The organism is Streptomyces sp. NBC_00691 (assembly GCF_036226665.1).
Classification (GTDB): Bacteria; Actinomycetota; Actinomycetes; order Streptomycetales; family Streptomycetaceae; genus Streptomyces.
In genome coordinates, this window is the sequence record NZ_CP109007.1 from 1,341,254 (window position 1) to 1,359,530 (window position 18,277).

General features: G+C 74.8%; 12 protein-coding genes. 7 read left to right on the forward strand and 5 right to left on the reverse strand.

What is annotated here, in order from left to right; all coding sequences use genetic code 11:
- Positions 1–56: 56 nt before the first annotated feature.
- Both OG392_RS05895 and OG392_RS05900 read left to right on the forward strand, forming a co-directional pair.
- Positions 57–2,801, forward strand: coding sequence for a DUF7824 domain-containing protein (locus tag OG392_RS05895; protein ID WP_329276338.1), 2,745 nt, complete (start codon positions 57–59; stop codon positions 2,799–2,801).
- An 88-nt stretch (positions 2,802–2,889) separates the two neighbouring features.
- A complete protein-coding gene (locus OG392_RS05900) occupies positions 2,890–4,332 on the forward strand; it encodes a GNAT family N-acetyltransferase (RefSeq protein WP_329276339.1) in 1,443 nt (480 codons plus the stop codon).
- Here the strand turns inward: OG392_RS05900 and OG392_RS05905 are convergent.
- Positions 4,229–5,470, reverse strand: coding sequence for a trans-sulfuration enzyme family protein (locus OG392_RS05905; RefSeq protein ID WP_329276341.1), 1,242 nt, complete (start codon positions 5,468–5,470; stop codon positions 4,229–4,231). The genes OG392_RS05900 and OG392_RS05905 overlap by 104 nt on opposite strands.
- A gap of 59 nt (positions 5,471–5,529) precedes the next feature.
- Here OG392_RS05905 and OG392_RS05910 point away from each other — a divergent pair, with 59 nt between their 5' ends.
- The 3 genes from OG392_RS05910 to OG392_RS05920 all read left to right on the forward strand — a co-directional run bounded on the left by OG392_RS05910 (position 5,530) and on the right by OG392_RS05920 (position 8,297).
- On the forward strand, positions 5,530–6,027 hold the full coding sequence (locus OG392_RS05910) for an Lrp/AsnC family transcriptional regulator (protein ID WP_329276343.1): 498 nt from the start codon (positions 5,530–5,532) through the stop codon (positions 6,025–6,027).
- A 49-nt stretch (positions 6,028–6,076) separates the two neighbouring features.
- On the forward strand, positions 6,077–7,780 hold the full coding sequence (locus OG392_RS05915) for a DUF885 domain-containing protein (protein ID WP_329276345.1): 1,704 nt from the start codon (positions 6,077–6,079) through the stop codon (positions 7,778–7,780).
- A gap of 67 nt (positions 7,781–7,847) precedes the next feature.
- Positions 7,848–8,297 (forward strand): Lrp/AsnC family transcriptional regulator, encoded by a 450-nt coding sequence (locus OG392_RS05920; protein WP_329276347.1) that lies wholly within the window; start codon positions 7,848–7,850, stop codon positions 8,295–8,297.
- Here the strand turns inward: OG392_RS05920 and OG392_RS05925 are convergent.
- The 4 genes from OG392_RS05925 to OG392_RS05940 all read right to left on the reverse strand — a co-directional run bounded on the left by OG392_RS05925 (position 8,287) and on the right by OG392_RS05940 (position 14,992).
- Complete coding sequence (locus OG392_RS05925) at positions 8,287–11,325, reverse strand: SMC family ATPase (RefSeq protein ID WP_329276349.1); 3,039 nt, start codon at positions 11,323–11,325, stop codon at positions 8,287–8,289. The two genes, OG392_RS05920 and OG392_RS05925, sit on opposite strands and share 11 nt — an antisense overlap.
- The gene (locus tag OG392_RS05930; protein ID WP_329276351.1) at positions 11,322–12,500 is read right to left on the reverse strand and encodes an exonuclease SbcCD subunit D; all 1,179 of its coding nucleotides are present in this window, start codon (positions 12,498–12,500) and stop codon (positions 11,322–11,324) included. The genes OG392_RS05925 and OG392_RS05930 overlap by 4 nt, the downstream gene beginning before the upstream one ends.
- A gap of 313 nt (positions 12,501–12,813) precedes the next feature.
- A complete protein-coding gene (locus OG392_RS05935; protein WP_329276353.1) occupies positions 12,814–13,440 on the reverse strand; it encodes a YigZ family protein in 627 nt (208 codons plus the stop codon).
- Between the two features lie 55 nt (positions 13,441–13,495).
- A complete protein-coding gene (locus OG392_RS05940; protein WP_329276356.1) occupies positions 13,496–14,992 on the reverse strand; it encodes a PucR family transcriptional regulator in 1,497 nt (498 codons plus the stop codon).
- Between the two features lie 187 nt (positions 14,993–15,179).
- Here OG392_RS05940 and OG392_RS05945 point away from each other — a divergent pair, with 187 nt between their 5' ends.
- Both OG392_RS05945 and OG392_RS05950 read left to right on the forward strand, forming a co-directional pair.
- Positions 15,180–16,667 carry a long-chain-fatty-acid--CoA ligase gene (locus OG392_RS05945; RefSeq protein ID WP_329276358.1) on the forward strand — a complete coding sequence of 496 codons (1,488 nt, stop codon included), beginning with the start codon at positions 15,180–15,182 and terminating at the stop codon, positions 16,665–16,667.
- A 68-nt stretch (positions 16,668–16,735) separates the two neighbouring features.
- On the forward strand, positions 16,736–18,229 hold the full coding sequence (locus OG392_RS05950) for a carboxylesterase/lipase family protein (RefSeq protein ID WP_329276360.1): 1,494 nt from the start codon (positions 16,736–16,738) through the stop codon (positions 18,227–18,229).
- The last annotated feature ends 48 nt before the right edge of the window (positions 18,230–18,277 follow it).

The following is an 18,277-nucleotide window of genomic DNA, read 5'->3' on the forward strand; positions in this document are numbered from 1 at the left end:
CGGGGAGTGGGGGGACCGAGGTGGGGACCGGCCTGGTGAACAGGGTGATGGACAGCATGATGACCAAGGTGAGGAGCGCCGTGGTGCGCGGGGCGGGGAACGACGTGGTGAGCGACGCGGGAAGCGCGGGCGGTACGGCGGGGGGCACGGGCGGTCCGGAGGCCGGCACCCCTGTCGAGCAGCTGCTCGCGACGGTGCGCGCGGGGCGCGCCCACAAGGTGCCGGCACTCCTGGAGCCGCTGGACGCCGCCGACCGGAAGACCGCCCTCGGACAGCTGAAGTCCCTGCGCTCCGAGGTGCGCGCCTGGGACTGGAAGCGGTGGAACGAGGCGACCGCCGTGCGGCGCGCGCTGTACGTGGCGGGCGCCGGCTGCCAGACCGGCGCGGCCGCGACGGCGACCTGGCTCGGCGGACGCGACCTGCTGAGCTGGCGCTCCGAGGACGGCACCCTGGTCCTGTCGGTGCTCGCAGGGCGGGACCCGGCGTGGGCGGGGGACGTGGCGCAGCGGCTCGCGGCGCGGCCGGCCGTGGCGGAGAGCAGTTACGGTCTGATCCGCGGACTCGTGGAGCGCTCGGGGTGCGCGGTACCGGCGACCGACGGCTATGTTCTCGCGTGGACGCGGGAGATCACCGACGCGCGCCTTCTGGAGCGGCTCCGGGAGGACTCGCACACGCGGGTGCTCGTGCCGCACGCGCTCGCCATGGCCGAGACGCCCGACCGGCTGACCTGGTCGGTCGGCCCCGAGGCGCCGACGCACTGGCCGACCGCGCTCGCCACTCTCGTCACGGAGGGTGTGCTCGACCGGGCGCAGGTCGTGGACCTGTGCGTCTCCCGGCTGCTGCGCGGCGGCCGGGCCCGGGACCTGCGGTTCCCGCTGGAGATGCTGCGGCTCGTGGAGCCGAGCGGGGCCGAGCGCCGGGAGCGTGTCCCGGACTGGATCGGGATGACCGCCGATGCGCCGTCCCCGGTCGCGGGGTACGCGCAGGAGGTTCTCGCGGGCCTCGCCGCCGAGGGCGCGCTGTCGGCCGGGGCCCTGGCCGAGATGACGGGCGGGGTGCTGTTCCGTACCGAGAAGAAGCTGGTGCGGGCCCAGTTGACGTTGGTCGGCAAGGTGCTGGCGCGGGAGCCTGGCGCGGTGGGTGAGTTGCTTCCGGCCGTGGCCGAGGCCTTCGGGCACGAGGACACCACGATCCAGGAGCGGGCCCTGAAGCTGGTGGGCCGTCATGCGGCGGCGGTGGACGCCTCCGTACGCCGTGACCTCGCCGAGCAGGCCGCTCTGCTGAGTCCGGTGCACCGTCCGGCGGCGGTCGCGCTGTTCGGGACCGACCTGGAGGCGGACGCCGGGGTCCCGTACGAGGAGATCCTGCCCCCGGTCCCGGAGCGGGAGACGGTGGCTCCCCCGGCGACGTCGGTCGAGGCACTGGTGGAGGAGCTGCTGACGAGGGGCCGGTACCAGGACCCGACGGAGTTCGAGCGGACGCTCGACGGTCTGGTGCGGCTCGCGCGACAGGACCGGGCGGGGCTGGAGGCGGCGGTGCGCGAGGCCTTCCCTGCGGAGCACTGGGAGAACCCGCACTACTTCACCCACTACACCCACGGGGCCGAGGTGGTTCTCGCGGGGCTGCTGGGCGTGCTGCCGGGGCGGCGCGTCGACTCCGCGCGGGCGAGGGGGAACGACCGGAAGGCCTGCCACCACGAGGCGCTGTCGGGGATCCTCGACGCGCGCCTGTGGGAGGCCGCCGGCCTGATCGGCACGGACGCGCTGCCTTTCCTGCTCGCCGCACCGACCGTGCACACCGGTGAGATCGACCCGCTGGTGCTGGTGGAGCGGTTGCGCGGCTACCGGGAGGCGGGCGTCGAGCCGGCCCCGGCCGACTTCGCCCAGGCGCTGCTCCGGGTCGGGCGCGGGGATCCGTCGGCCGGGCCGGCGGCCGAGCAGGCCGAGGCGCTCGGGACGCGGGCGGGACGCCGGCTCGCCGCATGGCTGCGGGCGGGGGAAGCCCTCGGGACGAAGGTGCGGTTCCTCCCCAGGGGCAAGGACCGGGCCTCGCAGAAGTGGTGGCTGACGGACCGGATCGTCGTGGAGATCGACGAGCGGTCCGACCTGCGCAAGGAGTTCCCGGCGGCCTTCCGGTGGCTGGGCGGCGAGCTGCGGGCCGCTCCCCGTCGCTGCTACCACTGGCTGGACACGCGGGCGCACTGGGCCGCGGCGCTGCCCGTGGACCGTGAGTTCGTGGCGGCGTGCGTCCTCGCCTCCCTCGCCTCGGGGGCCGACGCGGACCAGCGCGGGGTGACCGAACCGCTCACCGCGCTCGCCGAGGCGGGCGGCCCGGTCGGCCGGGCCGTCCATCTCGCCCTGGCGTTCGGTCTGGGCTGTCAGGACGCCGACGACCGGCTGCGCGCGGTGGACGCGCTGCTCGTCCTGGCGTCGCGGGGCGACCTGGACGCCCGGCGGCTCGGGACGGAGCTGGCGTGGCTGGTCGTGGAGGGCTCGGTGAAGCCGAACCGGCTGGCGGACGCGCTGCGGACGACGGCGGCCACGGGCGCGTACGGCACGGTCTGGGCGGTCCTGGAGCCGATGCTGCCGGAGCTGCTCGGCGGGGAGAAGCCGGTGCGCGGTCTGGGTGAGGTGCTCGCGGTCGCGGCGGACTGTGTGGAGCGGTGCGGGGCACGGGGTGAGGTGGCCGGGCTCGACGCGACGGCCTCGGCGAGGAGTGCCTCGCAGTTCGTCGTCCAGGCGAAGCGGCTGTCGGGCGCACTCCGTCGGGGGGCCGATCAGCCTCTGACAGAAACGGTCTGAATCGTTCTTTAAGCCGCTAGATGGGCGCTTAACCCGTCAGTCACAAAGCGTTCGTGATCACGCAACACCACTGGGTCACAGTGAGGTCATGACCGATGTGACGTCTTCGAAGAGTGCTCGCCGTCCGCACCACTGGCGGCACGACCTGATCGAGCTGGCCGCCCTGTTCACCGCGGTGGTGGTGGCCGACACGATCGCCAAGAGCATCGTGAAGGGGCCCGACGGACCCTATCTCCTGGTGTTCTCGGCGATCGCGCTGGTCGCCACCGCCGGCTTCCACACCTGGTGGGCGCGGAGGCACAGTCATGCGAGCCATGCCCCGCCCCCCGCCCCCACGGTGGCCGCCCCCGCCGGTCCAGCCCCCGAGGAGCAGCAGGAGACGGGGCCCGTGGTGCCCGTCGAGACCGCGCTGTGGCGGATGCGGACCACCGTCGCCGACACGCCGGGCAGCCTCGCCGCCCTGTGCACGGTCCTCGCCCGCCTGGGCGTGGACATCCTCACCCTCCAGACGCATCCGCTCGCCGACGGCACGGTCGACGAGTTCCTGCTGCGGGCCCCCGCCGATCTCTCCGCCCACGCCCTCTCCCGCGAGACCGCGGCGGCCGGCGGCCGCGACACCTGGACCGAGCGGGCCGACGCCCACGACCTGGTGGACACCCCCACCCGGGTCCTCGGCCTGGCCACCCGGACGGCCCTCGACGCCGCCGAGCTGCCGCTCGCGCTGCGCCAGCTCCTGGGCCGCTGCACCCTGCACACCGTGCCCGCCGTCTCCCTCACCGGCCGCCCCACGGGCGAACACGCCCCGGTCGAGGGCGTCCTGGAGGAGACCGTGATGCGGCTGCGCGACCCCAACGGCGGCACGCTCATCGTGGAGCGGCCCTATCTGCCCTTCACCCCGACCGAGTTCGCCCGGGCCCGCGCCCTCGTGGAGCTCGACGCCCGGCTCGGCCCCCGCCTCCCGCGCAGCCAGGACGTCCTGACCCTCCCCGAGGGCAACGAGATCACCGTCCGCCGCGCCGACCAGCGCGACCTGCCCGCCGCCCGCGCCATGCACGACCGGTGCTCGGCACGCACCCTCGGCCTGCGCTACCACGGCCCCGTCGGCGACGCCGACCGCTACCTCGACCATCTCCTGAGCCCCCGCTTCGGACGCACCCTCGCCGTACAGACGACCTCCGGCCGGCTCGTCGCCCTCGGGCATCTGCTCTGGGACGGCGACGAGACCGAGGTGGCGCTGATGGTGGAGGACGACTGGCAGCGGCGCGGCATCGGCTCCGAGCTCCTCGGCCGGCTGGTGGCGATGGCCGAGGAGGCCGGCTGCGCGAGCGTGTACGCGGTGACGCAGTCGTCCAACACCGGGATGGTGGCCGCGATGCGGGCGCTCAGCCTCCCCCTCGACTACCAGATCGAGGAGGGCACCCTGGTGATCACAGCCCGGCTGGCCTCGGCACCGCGGCCGGCCGCCCGGCCGCAGCACCGGGAGACGCAGCAGGAACAGCCGCACGAAGGGGTGCGGCGGGCGGAGCGCTGAGCGCCCAGGTCAGATCCCGCCAGAGGTCCTCGACGTCCTCGAGGCCGACGGACATCCGCAGCAGGCGGTCGCTGACGCCCGCCGAGCGCCGGTCGCCCTCGGCCACGATGCGGTGGCTGATGGAGGCCGGGTGCTGGATGAGGGTGTCGACGCTGCCGAGGCTGACGGCGGGGGTGATGAGCCGGACGCCGGCGATCACGTCGTGCGGGTCGCCGTACACCTCGAACGCGATCATGGCACCGCCGATCCGCGGGTAGTGGACCCGTGCGATCCGCGGGTCGGTGGCGAGTCGCCGTACCAGCTCGGCCGCCGTGCCCGACGCGGCCCGCACCCGGACCGGCAGGGTGGAGAGACCGCGCAGCAGCAGGTAGCCGGCGAGGGGGTGCAGCACTCCGCCGGTGGCGAAGCGGACCTGGCGGAGGGTACGGGCGAACTCCTCGTCGCAGGCGACGACGCCGCCCATCACGTCACCGTGGCCGCCGAGGTACTTGGTCGCGCTGTGCAGCACGATGCGGGCACCCTGCTCGACCGGGCGCTGGAGCACCGGCGTGGCGAAGGTGTTGTCGACCAGGAGCGGCACGGAGCCGCAGGAGTGGGCGAGGGCGCGGATGTCCGCCTCGGCCAGGGTGGGGTTGGCGGGCGACTCCACCATGACCAGGCCGGTGTCGGGCCGGATGGCGTCCGCCACGCCCGCGGGGTCGGTCCAGGTCACCTCGGTGCCCAGCAGGCCGGCGTCGAGCAGGTGGTCGCTGCAGCCGTACAGCGGACGAACCGCGACGACATGGCGCAGGCCCTGGCCGGCCCGGGCGAGCAGGACGGCGGTCAGGGCGGCCATGCCGCTGGCGAACGCGACGCCGGCCTCGGCTCCCTCCAGACGGGCGAGTGCCTCCTCGAAGCGGGCAACCGTGGGGTTGTCGAGCCGGGCGTAGACCGGCGGCCCGTCGAGCCGGGCTCCGGTGGTGGCGAACTCGTCGATCCGGGCCGCCTCGGCACGGGCGTCGTACGAGGGGTAGGTGGTGGACAGGTCGATCGGCGGGGCGTGCAGACCGAGCGAGGCGAGGTCTTCGCGGCCGGCGTGCACTGCTTCGGTGGCGAGGGCTCTCGGGGTGTCCGAGGGGCCGTAGTCCATGGCGTCCATGGCGGCACTGTGAACGGATACCGGGAAGTAGCGGGAAATCGCCGTGCTACGTTCGCCAGATGGCCGATTCTGTCGTACTGGACACGGTCGATCTGCACATTCTTCGCCTGCTGCAGAACGACGCCCGGACCACCTACCGCGAACTCGCCGCCGAGGTCGGAGTGGCACCGTCCACCTGCCTCGACCGGGTGGCGCGACTTCGTCGTACGGGCGTGATCCTCGGACACCAGCTACGACTGGATCCGGCCAAACTCGGCCGAGGGCTTGAAGCGCTCCTTCTCGTCCAGGTCCGGCCGCACCGGCGGGAACTGATCGGTCCGTTCGTCGACCGGATCCGGGCCCTGCCGGAGTCCCGGGCGCTGTTCCATCTGACGGGACCCGACGACTACCTGGTGCACGTGGCCGTGGCGGACCCCGCCGACCTGCAACGACTCGTGCTCGACGAGTTCACGTCACGCCGCGAGGTGGCACGCGTCGAGACCCGGCTGATCTTCCAGGAGTGGGAGTGCGGCCCGCTTCTGCCGCCTTCTCCGAGCCCCTCCTTGTCAGCCGACTGAGCCCCGACGAGGGTGACGCGGGCCCCGCGGAGGCGCCAGGATGGCCCCCATGCCAGAGACTTCCAGCAGCCCGCTGCCCCGCCAGGTCGCCGACGAACACGTCGACGCACTCATCGCCCTCGACCCGATCACCGGTACGTACCTGGGAGTCAAGGAGAGCGCCGGACTGCTGCCCGACTTCTCGCCGGCCGGCCAGCGGGCCGTGGCCGACCTCGCGCGCCGGACGCTCGCCCGGCTCGACGCGGCGGAGCGCGTCCCGGGTGCGGAGAGCGAGGCCGAGCAGCGGTGCGCCCGTCTGCTGCGGGAGCGACTGACGGCGGAACTCGCCATGTTCGAGGCCGAGGAGGGCCTCTGCACGGTGAGCAACATGCGCTCGCCGGCGCACAGCGTCCGCATCGTCTTCACGGTGATGCCGACGGATACCGAGGAGGACTGGGCCGCGGTCGCCGCCCGGCTGCGGGCCGTCCCGGCCGCGCTGGAGGGCTACCGCTCCGCGCTCGCGCTCGGGCTCGAGCGCAAGCTCCTCGGCGGGCCGCGCCCCACCGCCACCTTCGTCGACCAGCTCACCGAGTGGGCGGGCGCGGAGAGCGGGAAGCCGGGCTGGTTCGAGGAGTTCGCCGCCGCGGCCCCCGACGCCCTGCCCGAGGATCTGCGCGCCGCGCTCGCGAAGGCGGGCCGGGGCGCCACCGAGGCCGTCGTGGCCCTGCGGGACTGGATGCGGGACGTGTACGCCCCGGCCGTCGCCGACGCACCGAACACGGTGGGCCGCGAGCGCTACCAGCGCTGGACCCGCTACTTCAACGGCACCGACCTGGACCTCGACCAGGCGTACGCGTACGGCTGGACCGAGTACCACCGGCTGCTCGGCGAGATGCGGACCGAGGCCGAGCGGATCCTGCCGGGCGCCGGCCCCTGGGAGGCGCTCGCCCACCTCGACGAACACGGCACCCACGTCGAAGGGGTCGACGAGGTCCGGGTCTGGCTCCAGCGGCTCATGGACGAGGCGATCGAGGCGCTCGACGGCACCCACTTCGAACTCGCCGAGCGGGTACGGCGGGTGGAGTCCCGCATCGCCCCGGCGGGCGGCGCCGCGGCTCCGTACTACACCGGCCCGTCCGAGGACTTCTCGCGGCCCGGCCGCACCTGGCTCCCGGTGGACGGCACGACGCGCTTCCCGGTGTACGACCTGGTGTCGACCTGGTACCACGAGGGCGTACCCGGCCATCACCTCCAGCTCGCCCAGTGGGTGCACGTCGCCGACCGGCTCTCCCGCTACCAGGCGACCATCGGCAAGGTCAGCGCCAACTGCGAGGGCTGGGCGCTCTACGCGGAGCGCCTGATGGACGAACTCGGCTTCCTGCCCGACGCGGAGCGCCGCCTCGGCTACCTCGACGGGCAGATGATGCGCGCGTGCCGGGTGATCGTGGACATCGGCATGCACCTGGGTCTGGAGATCCCGGCGGAGTCGCCGTTCCACCCGGGCGAGCGGTGGACGCCCGAGCTGGCGCAGGAGTTCTTCCAGCGGCACAGCAGCCGCCCGCCGTCCTTCGTGGAGAGCGAGCTGACCCGCTATCTGTCGATGCCGGGGCAGGCCATCGGTTACAAGCTGGGCGAGCGCGCCTGGCTGCTCGGCCGCGCCAACGCGCGGGCGGCGCACGGCGAGGCGTTCGACGCGAAGGCCTGGCACATGGCCGCCCTCTCACAGGGGCCGCTGGGCCTGGACGACCTGGTCGACGAGCTCTCGCGCCTGTGAGGACCGATCCCTGAGATCCCCGGTCGATCGCTTGATCGACCGGGGAATCCCCTGCTATCTCTCGTACATGACCACCGAGTACACCCCCGACGCCACAGACTGGCGCATCCTCGAAGCCCTCCAGTCCGAGGGCCGTGCCAGTTTCGCCGAGCTCGCCCGCACGGTGTCGATGTCGCCGTCCGCGGTGACCGAGCGGGTGCGGCGGCTCGAGGACGCCGGGGTGATCTCCGGGTACACGGCGATCGTCGACCAGGACCGGCTCGGGCTGCCGATCCTGGCGTTCGTACGGCTCCGCTACCCCCACGGCAACTACAAGCCGTTCCACGACCTGCTGGGCACCACGCCGGAGGTCCTGGAGGCGCACCACGTCACCGGCGACGACTGCTTCGTGCTCAAGGTCGCCGCGCGGTCCATGCGGCACCTGGAGGAGATCACCGGGAAGATCGCCACGCTCGGCGCGGTGACCACCAGCGTGGTGTACTCCTCGCCGCTGCCGAGGCGTTCGCTCAGCCGCTGAGCGCGTCCCCGCCGGTGCGGAGCCGTACGGCCGAGCCGTGCCGCGCCTTGACGACCTCCAGCTGGGCCGGGATCCGGCGGCGCAGGTCGCCGACGTGGCTGACGATGCCGACGCTCCGGTCGCGCTCGCGCAGCGAGTCGAGGACGTCGAGGACCTCGTCGAGCGTCTGCTCGTCGAGGCTGCCGAAGCCCTCGTCGATGAAGAGGGTGTCGAGCCGTACGCCGCCCGCCTCGTCCGTGACGACATCGGCGAGGCCGAGGGCGAGCGCGAGCGAGGCGAAGAAGGTCTCGCCGCCGCTGAGGGTGGCGGTGTCGCGCTCGTTGCCGGTCCAGGAGTCGACGACGTGCAGGCCGAGGCCGGCCCGCTTGCCGCCGGAACGCGCGTCGGAGTGGACCAGGGTGTAGCGGCCGGAGGACATCCGCTGGAGCCGGGCGGTCGCGGCGGCCGCGACCTGTTCGAGGCGGGCGGCCAGGACGTACGACTCCAGGCGCATCCGGCGCTCGTTCTCGGCCGAGGTGCCGGCGGTGAGGGCGGCCAGGCGGGCCACCCGGTCGTACTCCTCGCGGAGCGGGCCGAGGCGGCGGACCTCGGTCAGGGCCTGCCGGGAGAGGCCGGTCAGGCCGGTGGCGCGTTCCCGCGCCGCGGCCAGGACCGAGTCGGCCTCGCGGAGCGCGCGTTCGGCGGCGGTGTGGGCGGCGCCCGCGGCGGCGGGGTCGGCCGGCGGAAGCGCGGCGGCGGCCGCGGTGCCGGGCTCGGCGAGCCGGTCCGCGACGGCGGCGGCCTCGGCCTGCCAGGCGTCCACGCGCTGCTGGTGGTCGCGGCGCTCACCCTCGCGCAGGAGCGCGGCGGCGGCCTCGGCCGGGGTGGCGAAGCCCGCGCGGTAGGCGGCGTCCGCGAGCCGGTCGTCGGCCTCCTTGAGACGCTGGGCGGCGAGTTCGGCGTCCCGTACGGTGCCGGTGGCGTCGACCAGGAGGGCGATCCGCCGCTCCAGGCGGCCGGCGTGCTCGGCCACGGTGGCGAACGCGCCGCGGCCCCGGGCGAGTTCCTCGTCGAGGGCGAGCTGCTCGCGGTCCAGGGCCTCGCGCCGCGAGGTCCGCGCGGCGACCCGCCGCTCGGCCTCCCGCTGCGCGGCGACCCGCTCCTCGTGCTCGCGCTCGGCCCGTGCGAGCCTCTCCCGTGCGCTGTGGGTCTGTCTGGCGAGCGCGTGCGCCTCGGCGTGCAGACCTGTCAACTCGTCGACTTCATGGGCGAGTTCGTCGACGGTGGGCTCGGGCGCCCCGGTCGGGGCGCCCGCCTGCACCTCCGCGCGGGCCGTGGACCAGGACTCGTGGGTGACGGCGAGCGCACGCTCGGCGGCCGTACGGGTCTCCTCGGCGCCGGTGTAGACGGCGTAGGCGGCGTCCTCGGCGGCGCGGTCGACGTGGTCGGCGGTGGTGCGGGCCGGGGCCGGGTGGGCGGTGGAGCCGCAGACCTGGCAGGGGTCGCCCGGGGCGAGGGTGACCGCGAGTTCGGCGGCGATGCCCTCCAGGCGGCGGGACTTGACGTCGAGCCAGCGCTCGTGGGCGGTGTTCCGGCGCTCCCGGGCGTCCGCGAGGCGGGCCTCGGCCGCCCGGGTGTCCTCGGCGAGGGCGTCACGGCGGCGGGCCGCGTCGCGCCGGCGGCGGGCGGGTTCGAGGCGGCCGGCGAGGTGCTCGGCACGGGCGGCGGCGTCGCGGGCGGCCTCGACACGCTCTCCGAGCGCGGCGCGGCGCGGCGCCCAGCCGTCGAGCCAGTCGGCGGTGTCTCGGAGGACGTCGTCGTCGGCGCGCGCCTCGCGCGCGAGGGCGGCGCGTTCGTCGGCGATCGTGGCGGCGCGTCGTTCGGCGCGGCGGGCGGCTTCCAGGCCGCCGAGCTCCCCGCGGAGCCGGTGTTCGAGAGCGGAGAGGTGCTCGGCCCCGGCGTCGGCGAGGTCGGCGGGCAGTTGGGCGCGGGAGCGCGCGCGGGCGGCGTGCGCGGCGGTGTGCTCGCGCTCGGCGTCCTGGCGCAGTCCGAGCGCGGGGGCCACCCGGTCGGCCTTCAGACTGCGGTCGAGGGCGGCCTGGAGCCGGTCCCGCTCGGGGGCCCGGGCGGTGAGCCGCTCGTGGCGGAGCAGCGCGTCGGCGTGCCGGGCCTGGCGGGCGGCCAGGTCGTTCTCGGCGTCGAGAGCGGCGCGCGCCGCGTCCTGCCGGGCCTCGGCGGCGTCGAGCCGTACGCGCGCGATGTCGAGCGTCTCGCGGGCCTCCGCGCGGGCGACGGCGGCCCAGGTGAGGACGGCGTCGGCGACGCCGGGGTCGCCGGGCCGTCCGTCGACGGCGGTTCGGGCGACGGCGAGGCCGCCGGCGGCCTGGCCCATCCGGTGGGCGAGCGCGAGGAGCCGCTCGTCGCCCTCCTCGACCTGCTGCTGTGCGGCACGCCGCAGTTCGGCGAGCCGCTCCTCGACGGCGGCGAAGCGACGGGTGTCGAAGAGCCGGCCGAGGAGCTTGCCGCGGGCCTCGGCGTCGGCGCGCAGGAAGCGGGCGAAGTCGCCCTGCGGGAGGAGCACCACCTGGCAGAACTGCTCGCGGCTCATGCCGACGAGCTGGGTGATCTCCTCCCCTATCTCCTGGTGGGAGCGGCTGAGGCCGTTCCACGCGCGCGTGGCGGGGTCGTACTCGCGCAGCCAGGTCTGGGCCTTCTCGGTGGTGAAGCCGCCGCCGCGCTTCTTGGGGCGCTGCTGGGCCGGGCGCCGGGTGATCTCCAGGCGCCGCTCCCCCACGGTCAGTTCGAGGACGACCTCCGTGGAGGTGCCGACGGGGGCGTGGTCGCTGCGCAGCGATGCGCCGGGGGTCTGCCGGACGCCGGGCACGCTCCCGTAGAGGGCGAAGCAGACGGCGTCGAGGACGGAGGTCTTGCCGGCACCGGTCGGTCCGTGGAGGAGGAAGAGCCCGGCGGCGGAGAGTGCGTCGAAGTCGACGCTCTGCGTGCCGCCGAAGGGGCCGAAGGCGGTGATCTCCAGACGGTGCAGCCTCACCGGCCCACCTCGCGCTCGGCCGTGTCGACCCGTACGTCGTCGAACGCGCCGTGGAGGACCGTCCGCTCGGCGCCGTCGAGGGCCGAGCCGCCGCGCACATGGGCCACGAAGTCCTCCGCGATCTGCTGGTCGGTGCGGTCCCTGAGGCGCTGGGCGTAGGAGGCGCCGGGGTCGTCGCCCGTCCGCTCGGGGTCGAAGACGAGGTTCAGGGTGTGGGGGAAGCGGGCGGTGAGGCGGGCCATCGGCTCGGCCGGGCGCACCGGGTCGGTGAGCGTGGCCTCGACCCAGGACTGCTCGTGGCGCGTGTGGGCGGAGTCGGCGAGGAGGTCTTCCAGCCGGCCCCTGAGCCGGGCGAGGGGGCGCGGGACGGGGCAGTCGAGCCGCTCGGCGCCGGTGATCGCCCCGTCGGGGCCGCTCGGTCCCAGGTCGACGAGCCACATGGTCTTGCGGTGGTCGGCCTCGGAGAAGGAGTAGGCGAGGGGGGAGCCGGAGTAGCGGACGCGCGGGGTGACGGTCTGGCTGCCGTGGAGGTGGCCGAGGGCGACGTAGTCGACGCCGTCGAAGATCCCGGTGGGCACGGCCGCGACGCCGCCGACGGTGATGTCCCGCTCGCTGTCGCTGGGCGCGCCGCCCGCGACGAAGGCGTGGGCGAGGACGACGGACCGGGTGCCGGCGGGCCGGCCGGCGAGGTCGGCGCGGACCCGGTCCATGGCGGCGGCGAGCACGGCCTCGTGCCCGGCCTTCTCGGCTCCGAGCCGTTCCCGGACGAGGGCCGGTTCGAGGTAGGGCAGTCCGTAGAGCGCGACGTCGCCGTGGGGGTCGGTGAGGAGGACGGGGGTGCCGATTCCCGCCGGGTCGGTCCGGAGATGGATACCGGCGCGCTCCATGAGTCCGGCGCCGACGCCGAGGCGGCGGGCCGAGTCGTGGTTGCCGGAGATCATCACCGTGGGCACACCGGCCTCGGCGAGACGGTGCAGCGCGGTGTCGAACAGCTCGACGGCGGGCAGCGGGGGCACGGCCCGGTCGTAGACGTCGCCGGCGACGAGCACGGCGTCGACCTCGTACGCGTGGACGGTGGCCACGAGGTGGTCGAGGAAGGCCGCCTGGGCGTCGAGGAGGCCGACGCGGTGGAAGGACCGGCCGAGATGCCAGTCCGAGGTGTGCAGGAGCCTCACGATGCCGTCCCACCCCGCATGTGCGCCGCTCCTCGCCGCTGGTTCCCGTCCGTGTGCGCCCACCACGCTATCCCGCCGTGGGGTGTGGTCGGGGCCGTACGGACGCCGCCGTCGGAGGACACCGGGTGAGGCTCCGCCCGTCAGGGTCCACGCGCGCCCGTACGCCCGGCCGCCCCGGTCGCTCACGAGTCCCGGCCACCCCGCCGGTTCACGCGCGCCCGTACGGCTCCCTCACGGTTCACCCATCCCGTGGGGACGGTTCGCCAGACCCGTGGGGACGGTGCACCCGTCCCCCGTGGGCGTCCGTCACGGCTCACGCGTCCCCGTACGCCTCGCCGCCCGGCTCGAAGGTGGCTGTGCCCGCGGTGGCGTCCGCCAGCCAGGCGCGGAAGGCGGGGACGTCCGAGTCCGGGAGCCCGATCTCGATCGTGACGGCGTCGGTGTAGCGCACGTCACGGACGGCGCGCCCGGTCGCCCGCAGGTCGTTCTCCAGCTTGCCCGCGCGCTGGTGGTCGACGGTGACGGTGACGAGCCGGAAGCGCTGCCGGGTCACCGTGCCGACCGCGTCGAGGGCCTCGCCGACCACCCCGCCGTACGCGCGGATGAGACCGCCCGCGCCGAGCTTCACCCCGCCGTAGTAGCGGGTGACGACGGCGACGACGTACCGCATCTCGCGGCGCAGCAGCATCTGCAGCATCGGGACCCCGGCCGTGCCGCCGGGCTCTCCGTCGTCGCTCGCCTTCTGGACGGAGGCGTCGGCTCCGAGGACGTAGGCGAAGCAGTTGTGGCTTGCGGTCGGGTGCTCCTTGCGGATGCGCGCGACGAACTCCTGCGCCTCCCGCTCGTCGGCGACGGGCGCGAGCGCGCAGAGGAAGCGCGAGCGGTTGATCTCGGTCTCGTGCACACCCTCGCGGGCCAACGTGCGGTACTGCTCCTGCATCCGGCCAGCCTACGTTCCATGGCCGCCGTCCCCTCCGGCGGTCGCGGCGGCCCCGCTACAGCGCCTCCGGCTCACGCTCCCCGGCGGCCGGTTCGGTCGGTGTCGCGAGGCCGGCGTACGGCAGGGCGCGCAGGGCGAGGGCCCAGCCGAGCCGGGCCTCACCCGACTCGCTGGAGCGGCCGGTGAGCTCGGAGATGCGGCCGATCCGGTTGAGGACGGTGTTGCGGTGGCAGTAGAGCTGGTCGGCGGCCCGCGAGGCCGAGCAGCCGTGGTCCAGCCAGGCGCGCAGGGTGGTGAGCAGGGCGGCCCGCTCGCCACCGGTCGCGAGCACCGGTCCGAGGTGGACGGCGACGATCCGCTCGGCGATGTCGGTGCGCCCGCTGAGGAGCACCTGGGCGAGCCGGTCGTCGAAGACGCCGACCTCGCCACTTCCGGCGGGGAGGGTACGGAGGGTCTGCTCGGCGAGCCGCAGCGCCCGCCCCGCCTGGGAGAGGCGGTCGAACTCCGGCGACACCCCGGCGGTCGCCCCGGCCCGCTCGCGCAGGGCGGCGAGGAGCGCGCGCGTGGCCGGGTCGGTGCCGCCGAGCGGCGCGGCCGCCGTGGCCCGCCCGGTGGGCGTGTCGCGCCGGGGCAGCCGGACGATCCCGGCGTACCGGCCGGAGCGGGGCCGCCAGTACGACCACATGCCCCGGGTCTCGAGGACCGGCGAGAGGTGCGGCGGGGCGGCCGGGTCCTGGGCGGCGACCACGACGACGTACCGGTCGACCGCGGGGACGCCGAGCGCGGCCGCGGCGGCGGAGGCGACGGCCGGGTCGTCGGCGCGCCCGTCGAGGAGCGCCTCGAAGAGGGCGACCCGCCGGGTGTCCTGGCGGCTCTGGAGTTCCAGCTGGGCGATCCGGTACGCGTCGGCCATCGCGACCGAGAAGCGGTCGATGGTCTCCCAGACGCCGCTCGCCATGTCGAGCTCGACGTCCCGGCTGTCGGAGTCCCGACCGGCCCGGACCCGGAGGTACTCGGCCATGACCTGCCACAGGACCCGGCCGCCGCGCCGGTAGGCCTGGAGCACGGTGTCGAGCGGCACGCCCTGCTCGGCGCGGCGGCGGCCGGTCTCGCGGGCCGCCCACTCGAAGTCGCCGCCGGTCGCGGCGAGCCCGCCGAAGTCCTCCAGTGCGCGCAGCAGGTTGTCGCGGCAGATCTCCCAGAGGTCCTCGCGGGTGACGGGCGCACCCGAGGCGTACGTACCGGAGTGGGCGCGGATGTCCTCGACGGCGCGGTCGGTGAGCCGGTCGATGTCGGCGAGCATCGTCGTGGCGAGCGCGCGTCGCAGTGCTCCGGAGCCGCCGGAGCCGCTCAGGGGCGGGTGGAGTCCGCCGGAGCGGGAGCCGGGTCCGGACGGGCCGGCGGGGCCGGAACCGGCGGGGGGCAGGGGCGGGCGCGGTCCCCCGTGGCCCGTCGCGGGCGCCCCGGAGCCGCCCGTGCGCGCCGGGGCCGTACGGCCTCCACCGGGGCGCGGCCCCGTGGGCCCTCCGGGTGCGGCCGAGCTGTGCGTCATGCCTCGCACCGTAGCGCCGGAATTTGGCGAATGCCACGGGTCGGGCGGGACACCGGGGCCGCTGCCCAACCTCGGCGCCCCACATGGTGGGCATCTGCACATGGCGTCCGGGCGGGGTCGCGGCGGATTCTGTGCCGTGTCACCGATCGTCAACAGAGCTGTTGACTCCGCGTACCTGGAGCGTGCCATGTCACTGAGCGTCGCCGGCGTCCTCGGCGAGTCCGCCCGCCACTTCCCCGACCGGATCGCGGTCGTGGAGGGCGCGACCCGGCTCACCTACGGCGAGCTGTGGACGGAGGCGCTGCACTGCGCCGCCGGGCTGCGCGAGGCCGGGGTGAAGCCGGGCGACCGGCTGGCCGTACTGCTGCCGAACACGATCGAGTTCCTGCGGGTGTACTACGGCGCGCTCGCCGCCGGCGCGACGGTCGTCCCGGTGCACGCACTGCTCGTCGCCGACGAGGTGCGGTACGTCCTGGAGCACAGCGGCGCGGTCGGCATCGTCAGCGGCGGGCCGCTCTGGGCGGTCGCCGACGAGGCGGCGCGCGCGGCCGGGGTCCGCGCCTTCCAGGGGGCGCCCTCGGCGGCACGGCCGTCGGCCGCCGCCGAGCCGGCGGAGCCCTCGGACACCGCGGTGATCCTCTACACGAGCGGCACGACGGGCCGCCCGAAGGGGGCCCTGCTCACCCATCTCAACATCGTCATGAACGCCTCGGTGACCTCGCAGGACCTGCTCGGGCTCGGCGCGGGCGACGTGGTCCTCGGCTGTCTGCCGCTCTTCCACAGTTACGGCCAGACCTGCGCGATGAACGGGACGCTCCGGCAGGGCGCGACGCTCGTCCTGATGCCCCGGTTCAGCGGCCCGGCCGCCCTGCGGGTGCTGGCCGACGAGGGCGTGACGGTCTTCATGGGCGTCCCGACGATGTACCACGCCCTGGTGGAGGCGGCTGCCGGTTCCGAGGTCCGGCCGGAGGCGCTGCGCGCCGCCGTGTCGGGCGGCGCGGCGCTGCCGGTCGCCGTCCTGGAGCGCTTCGAGGAGACCTTCCGTACGCAGGTCCTCGAGGGGTACGGCCTGACGGAGACCTCGCCGGTCGCGACCTTCAACCAGCCGCACATCGGCCGCCGTCCCGGCACCGTCGGGCACCCCGTCTGGGGTGTCGAGGTGGGCGTCGCGGACGCGGCCGTGGACGGCGAGATCCTGCTGCTCGCGGACGGCGGGATCGGGGAGGTCGTGGTGCGCGGGCACAACGTATTCGCCGGCTACCTGGACGACCCGGAGGCGACCGCGGCGGCGGTCGTGGACGGCTGGTTCCGGACGGGTGACCTGGGCGTACGGGACGAGGACGGCTTCCTGCGGATCGTGGACCGGAAGAAGGACCTGGTCATCCGCGGCGGATTCAACATCTACCCGCGCGAGGTCGAGGAGGTGCTCGTGCGCCACCCCGCGGTCTCCGAGGTCGCGGTGATCGGCGTCCCCGACGAAGCGAAGGGCGAGGAGGTCTGCGCGGTGGTGGTGCGCCGCGAGGGCACGGCCCCGCTCTCCGAGGACGAGCTGGTCGACTGGTCGCGGGAGCGGCTCGGCCGTCACAAGTACCCCCGGATCGTGCGCTTCGTCGAGGAGCTGCCGCTGGGTCCGACCGGCAAGGTCCTCAAGAGGGCTCTGGCGTCGGGGGGTTGACCGCGGACCCTGCTCTGCCCGCATGATCGGGACGGTGCGTCACCGTCGACGGAGGAAAGGGTGAATCGATGTCTGAGTACATCGCGGAACACGTCCAGGACGGCCCCGGAGTCCGCACGAGGAACGGCGTTCTGCGCGGCGCTCTGAAGGACGGCGTGGCGTCCTTCCTCGGGGTCCCCTACGCGCAGGCCCCCGTCGGGGCGCTGCGGTTCCGCGCACCGGAGCCGGCCCGGGCCTGGGACGGGGTACGGGAGGCCACGGCCTTCGGGCCGACGGCACCCAAGCGCTCCTACGCCCCGCCGCTCGACGCTCTGCTCCCCGACCCCGAGGTGGCGGGCGACGACTGCCTCAACCTCAACGTCTGGGCGCCGTGGCCGGCTTCCCAGGAGGGGCCCGACGACGGCGGGCGCCCCGTCATGGTCTGGATCCACGGCGGGTCGCTGAAACACGGCTCCTCGGCGGTCCCCGTCTACGACGGCACCGCGTTCGCCCGGGACGGCGTGGTCCTCGTCTCCCTCAACTACCGGCTCGGCGTCGAGGGGTTCGGGGTCTTCCCCGACGCGCCGACCAACCTCGGTCTGCGTGACCAGATCGCCGCACTGACCTGGGTACGGGAGAACATCGCGGCCTTCGGCGGAGACCCCGACCGGGTCACCGTCTTCGGCGAGTCCGCGGGGGCGATCTCGATCGCGGCCCTGATGGCCTCGCCTCTCGCGAAGGGGCTGTTCCGGCGGGCCGTGATGCAGAGCGGGGCGCCGAGCGCCCGGTCGCTCGACATCGCACGGAGGACCACGGAGGCGATGGCCGCACGGCTCAAGGTGCCGGCGACGGCGGAGGCGTTCGCCCGGGTGGACCCGGAGCGGCTGCTCGCGGCGCAGACCGCGGTGACGGGCAAGGGCAATCCGGTGCTCAGCGGCCACGCCTTCCACATCACCGTGGACGGCGACGTCCTGCCGGACCACCCGGGGGACCTGCTCGTCGACGGCGCCTCGGCTGATGTGGAGCTGCTGATGGGCACGAACACGGACGAGTACCGGCTGTGGTTCGTGCCGGGCGGACACACCGAGAAGGTGGGGTCCTTGGGGCAGCGGCTCCTGCTCCGGAAGGGGCGGATATCGCCGAATGTGGCGAAGGTCTACCGCGCGGGCCGGTCGAAGGAGAAGCCGGGCGAGGTCCTGGGCGTACTCGCGGCGGACAAGCTGCTGTGGATGCCGCTGAACATGTTGGCGGACGCCCGGCTGAACACCGGCGGGGCCGCCGCGACCTACATGTACGAGTTCGGCTGGCCCTCCCCCGTCCTCGACCTTCGCGCCTGTCACGCGCTGGAACTCGGCTTCGTCTTCGACACGCTCGACCTGCCGGAGACCCGCGCCCTGACCGGCCCGGACGCGCCCCGCGACCTCGCGGCGGCGATGCACGCGGCCTGGGTGTCCTTCGCCGCGACGGGCGACCCGGGCTGGCGTCGATGGGATCCGGCACGCCCGGTGATGACCTTCGGCCCGGGCCTCCCGTCGCTGGTCGAGGCCCCGCGTGAGGCCGAACGGCGCGCTTGGCACGTCTGAGGCCGATGGCGGGAATCAGGGCAGGTGATGGCCGGTTGTGGAGGTTGA